This is a genomic window from Bradyrhizobium sp. (genome assembly GCF_049512235.1).
Classification (GTDB): Bacteria; Pseudomonadota; Alphaproteobacteria; order Rhizobiales; family Xanthobacteraceae; genus Bradyrhizobium.
In genome coordinates, this window is the sequence record NZ_JBEKXH010000462.1 from 1 (window position 1) to 5,129 (window position 5,129).

6 protein-coding genes are annotated in these 5,129 nt (G+C 57.9%); 2 read left to right on the forward strand and 4 right to left on the reverse strand.

The features are described from left to right. Positions 1–315 precede the first annotated feature (315 nt). The 3 genes from ABSG20_RS29365 to ABSG20_RS29375 all read right to left on the reverse strand — a co-directional run bounded on the left by ABSG20_RS29365 (position 316) and on the right by ABSG20_RS29375 (position 1,991). Positions 316–846, reverse strand: coding sequence for a hypothetical protein (locus tag ABSG20_RS29365; RefSeq protein WP_423867964.1), 531 nt, complete (start codon positions 844–846; stop codon positions 316–318). A 71-nt stretch (positions 847–917) separates the two neighbouring features. Further along, positions 918–1,250 (reverse strand): hypothetical protein, encoded by a 333-nt coding sequence (locus ABSG20_RS29370; RefSeq protein ID WP_423867965.1) that lies wholly within the window; start codon positions 1,248–1,250, stop codon positions 918–920. A 156-nt stretch (positions 1,251–1,406) separates the two neighbouring features. Further along, positions 1,407–1,991, reverse strand: a complete 585-nt coding sequence (locus ABSG20_RS29375; RefSeq protein WP_423867966.1) for a hypothetical protein — start codon at positions 1,989–1,991, stop codon at positions 1,407–1,409. A 583-nt stretch (positions 1,992–2,574) separates the two neighbouring features. Here ABSG20_RS29375 and cls point away from each other — a divergent pair. Next, positions 2,575–4,161, forward strand: a complete 1,587-nt coding sequence (gene cls / locus ABSG20_RS29380) for a cardiolipin synthase (RefSeq protein WP_423867967.1) — start codon at positions 2,575–2,577, stop codon at positions 4,159–4,161. A gap of 87 nt (positions 4,162–4,248) precedes the next feature. Here the strand turns inward: cls and ABSG20_RS29385 are convergent, their stop codons facing one another. Next, positions 4,249–4,503, reverse strand: coding sequence for a hypothetical protein (locus ABSG20_RS29385; protein ID WP_423867968.1), 255 nt, complete (start codon positions 4,501–4,503; stop codon positions 4,249–4,251). Between the two features lie 338 nt (positions 4,504–4,841). On the opposite strand from ABSG20_RS29385, the gene ABSG20_RS29390 reads away from it, so the two are divergent. Beyond that, positions 4,842–5,129 (forward strand): ATPase domain-containing protein (locus tag ABSG20_RS29390; RefSeq protein WP_423867969.1); only part of this gene is annotated, 288 nt, incomplete at its 3' end.

Sequence of the window (5,129 nt, forward strand, 5' to 3'; positions counted from 1 at the left end):
TTTGACTAAGACCCGGTCCCGGTCCGGGTCCGGCTTACGGTGACAGTGTACTCAATTAACGTAGGTGAATTGAGTACACTGTCACCGTTATTCCTGTGATTCCGATCACACCGGTAATTTTCGAAAAAAAGTATTCCACATCGCCGCCAGTTCCGGACGAAAACGCGGACGCGGATATCAGTGGGCGAGCGCGCCTGCGCTTAGAAGCGCGCGCTCGTCCCACCCAAACGTGGCGCCAAATCCCCCTTGAACTAACATTGAAACTGGATCACGCCTCGGGGGCAGGCAATCCGTACACGAACAAATCATCCTTCGTCATTCGTCACATGTGAAGGAGCCGCTTATGCCAGACGCTGAGTAGTCCTGCCAAAAGCCGAAGTCCGTATGCGTATAAGAAAACTGATTGAATTGCATATTTGTGAGCAGATGCTTGCCGCCGCCACACGGATTCCGCCAATAGTCGCCCTGAATGGCGTTCTCGCCGTTCTGGACGCTGCCATAGTCTTCGAACGAGGCGCCCGAGAAGGTGTGGTTGACCTGCTCCCAGGTGCAGGTCACGGAGAAATTGACGTTAGCGGCCGAATAATCCGTCCAGAGGACGAAGTTCGTCCATGTGTAAGTGAAGGGCTGGAAGCTCTGGCTATAGTTCCCATAGGACGGGCATACTTTGATGGCCGCCTGAAGGCCCAAGGCATTTTCGCCTGCCGCCACGCTGGACTCGTCAGCAAACCAGCCATTGAAATTGTACGTCTTGGAGTCCGCAAACGCGAACGTCGGCGACAGCGTCAAAGCCAGGGCGAGTGGAATCGATATGGTGCGTTTCATCGCTGGAATCTCCTTCAGCATTCAAAAATCGCGTGAGTAAAATGGCGTGAGTGAACCCTTTTCAGGGCAAAATCCGTCCAACCGCAGCAGAGTTACCTAGCCGTCACTGCGAATGTCGGATTCCTCTTGGGGGTGTTCTTGTCGCCTTGCTTCTCGCCACCCTCGAGCTTGCCCATACCGCTCTCGCGGATTTCCGGCCCCCTCAGAGGTCCAACATTTGGGTTGTGGGTTGTCACGGCACCCGCGCTGTGGGTTGGCTCCCTCTTGGGCGTAGACTTGTCCCCTATTATGGTGGGCTCCTTCTGAGTTCCCTTGCCGCTCTCGGGAAACTTGACGCTGTCGGCCATCGAGATGCCGGCGGCTGCAAGCGCAAATACACCGGCAAATGCGAAGAGTGGAACCCCATACGTATGCGTTTTCAACATGACCATGTTCTCCATTGTGTGATGAGCAACAACACGAAGCAGTCTGGGTCTGCCAGCGACGAATGTCCTGAAACGATCGCTAAAAAGTTCCCAAATGTTCCTGAATTTGGGTAGAATGAATGCATGTACCCACAAGGGGTGCCCGGCTGGCAGCGATCACTTTCTGGCCGCGACCGGCGCCGCTCCGCTATTGGTATTGGCCGGATTGACGGCTGTTGTCGCTGGGGATGAAGCTGCCGTCGCCGGCCCGCAGTCGCCAGCGATCTTATTCATGTACTCAACAAACCGAGTGTCAAATGTGTCGCGAATATCGAGATAGACGTGGCAATAAGCAGGTCGGCGTAGGAAATCCTTGATGTATGCGTCCCAACCGTCCCATTGCGCCTTGATCAACTCCGGATCGAGCGGAGTCTCCATCGGGTGATATTCGACATAGGCTACCTCGAACGCATCTGTCAGCACCTCATACAGTACGCTCTGTTGCCTCACTTCTTCTGAACTTAGCGGAAGCTCGGGCATGCCGTGCGGGACACTGGAACAGTCGAGCCGAGTGCGCTCAAGACAGAGCTTGAGAAAGTCGACATATTTCTCGTCGACCTCCCGATAGACCCTGTGTGCAACCTCGTTGCGCTCTTTGACGTTGTTGTCCTTGTATTCCCACAAGGCGAGTGGTGCGGTAACGACCACGGCGACGTATGAAAACACCTCGGCCCACCTCTTGCAGTATTCGAATGCGCTCATCCGAACCCCCGGTGCCTGGACCAAATCCATCAGTCCGCGCTTTATACTACATGGTGTTAACAACCTCCAATTGTTTCATCTTCGGTCCCCGGACCGACGCTGCCGCCGCGCCGCTTCGATCGATCTTCTCGCTTCATCGACGACGGGCGATCCTCACGGATCTATTTGCGCACCCATCCTCGGAAAAAGAAAACGGGCGGCCTTTCGACCGCCCGCCATTTCACTTGAGAAGTTCAAGGATGAGGACAATCGCCATAGCGATCCTTCCAACATCCACTACCAAGACGACTTTCATCGGAATGAGTCCGCTCAGGCGTTTGGGCGTTCAGTGCGGCGCCGGCCAGGGGCACCAACGTTACCTCCAAAAATGCGTTTTCGCCTCGCGGCGCGAGGCGCCCGAGTCGGTAAAAAAACCTTACGCCGAGGGGGCGTGGGGAATGCCGGAGCCCTGTGGCACCCGCAGCCTCGTGTGCGAAAGGAGAACATGCATACGAGTGTTCACAGCGGGGCACCGGTAACACCCGGCATTCCCGCACGCGATGGTTCACGGTTCATATCGTACTCCGCGGTGAGGTAGGCTCTGTTGCCACCGTCGCCCTCCGTGCCATCCCTGAGCGGGAACCGGAGTAGTCTGTTGGCGCCGCGAGAATTTGTTATCCGTATTTCGGTCGGTGACCAGAATGAAGCACGCTCTACAGCCGGAGGTGCGATGTCGAACGGTAGCGTCTGTAAAGGGCCCCCCATGCTGATTGCCTTTCATATCCTGATCCAGGCCGGCTTCATCGTCCGGGTGCTGCTGCGCGCGCACCGGGATCCGGCGTCCCGCATCGCCTGGATCGTGGTTATCCTCGCGCTGCCGGTCGTGGGCATTGTCGCTTATTTGCTTTTGGGCGAGACCAATATCGGCCGCAAGCGCGTCGAGCGCATGAAAAGCGTCATCGCGTCGCTGCCCGATATCAGCAGTACGCCCGGCTTCGACGCGCCAACAGTTCGGCCCGAGATCCCCGAGCGTCATCTTCCGCTGTTCAAGGTCGGCCAGTCGATCAGCGGCTTCGAACCCGTCGGCGGCAATCATGCGCATCTGATGACCGATTCGAACGCTGCGATCGACGCGATCGTGGCCGATATCGACAACGCCGGCAAACACGTTCACTTGCTGTTCTACATCTGGATGCCGGACAACGATGGCAGGAAAATTGTCGAAGCGCTCAAGCGCGCAGTCGCCCGTGACGTAACCTGCCGCGCGATGGTCGACGACCTCGGCTCGCGTCTGCTCATCAAGTCCGATCTGTGGAGAGATATGGCGGCGGCTGGCGTGAAGCTGGGCCGGGCGCTCAAGGTCGGCAATCCGCTGTGGCGGGTGTTCGCCGGGCGAATCGATCTGCGCAATCACCGCAAGATTGTCGTCATCGACAACATCATCACTTATTGCGGCAGTCAGAACTGCGCAGACCCGGAATTCCCCACCAAGGCGAAATACGCCCCCTGGGTGGACGCAATGATGCGGTTCACCGGCCCGATCGCCCATCAAAACCAGCATCTCTTTTCCCGCGATTGGATGGCCTACACCAATGAGGACATCCGGGCGGTTCTGCTCGAACCCATCGCATTGCCGGAGCCCGGATTTCCCGCGCAGGTCGTGGCCAGCGGCCCGACCGGCCGCTCCTCCGAGGCATCCGAGATGTTCGAGACCTTGATGTACAGCGCCAGGCGCGAGCTCTTCATCACCACCCCCTATTACGTGCCGAACGAGGCGATGCAGGCCGCCCTCTGCGCCGCCGGCAACCGGGGCGTCGACACCACGATCATCTTCCCGGCCCGTAACGACGACTTTGCCGTGGGAGCTGCCAGCCGCAGCTACTACGCCGACCTGCTGGCGGCCGGCGTAAAGATTCACGAATACGGCGCCGGGCTGCTGCACACCAAGTCGATGACCGTGGACCGGGAGGTCACCTTGATCGGCTCCGCCAATATGGATCGCCGAAGCTTCGATCTGAATTACGAGAACAATATCCTGTTCTGTGATGCGGCCGCGACCTCGGAAATGCACGAACGCCAGCAACAGTACCTGGTCAAGTGCCGGAAGATCACGGCTGAGGAGGTGGACGCCTGGAGCTGGCTGCGGCGGTTGTGGAACAACGCTGTCGCGATTGTCGGACCGGTCATTTGACAGCCGGCTTGCCCTACCGAAACCGCCGGAAGCGCCCCACGGTCTTCGCCTCGCGAGTAGGTCAAGCTGTCAGACGAGGGTGTCGGCCTAGCGCCGGGCGGTGACGAGACGAGCTTCCACAACCAGCGCTCCTGAACCGCTATTGTGCAAACAGGCAGTCGCGAAATTTGGCCAGACTTGTTTGAGGCAGTTCTTCTGAGAAACAGATCGGACTTCCAGGCGATCTGACTTTGCCAACACCTGAGTTTCACTGGCTTTTGCCTTTGCAGCAAACCAGGGCGGCGCAGCCACCAAGGTTCCCAGGACAGCAAATATCGCGAAGGCAGCGAGAGATTTGATCATTTATACTACTGACTGATGGACTAAATCCCGCTTCGCTCGGGGATCGCATGTTAACGTTGATTGCAAGTATTAGTTCCGACATCACACCTGTGAAAGCAGGAGGTGACGGAGAACGCCCTGCGGATCAACCCGAGCTTGGAGATGCGCGGCTTATGTCCGGGTTGCGTCATAAGCGCTTTTGACCATGCCAAGGCCAGATAGCCTTGCCACCGAATTGCAATTCGGTGCTATGCTGCGGCAGCGCTAGCGAGCGTTGTGAACGCGCGCGTTCTGAACACACAAAAAGGCAAGCGATACGGGCGAAGGTCCGATGGCGTTTGTGGGAACCTGGACAGCGGATGAATGATAACCAGTACAAGTATGGTCAGCTTCGCAAGGCCGCGACCGGAATCGACGGCCTGGATGCCATCACCGAGGGTGGGCTTCCCGCCGGTCGGCCGACCCTGCTGTGTGGCGCCGCCGGCTGCGGAAAAACGCTGTTCGGCGTGACGTTTCTGGTGGAGGGTGCGCTCAGGTACGATGATGCCGGCGTGTTCATGACTTTCGAAGAACGTCCCCAGGACATCGCAGAGAACGTCAAATCCCTGGGATACAACCTCGACGAGCTGATCGCCGCAAAGAAATTG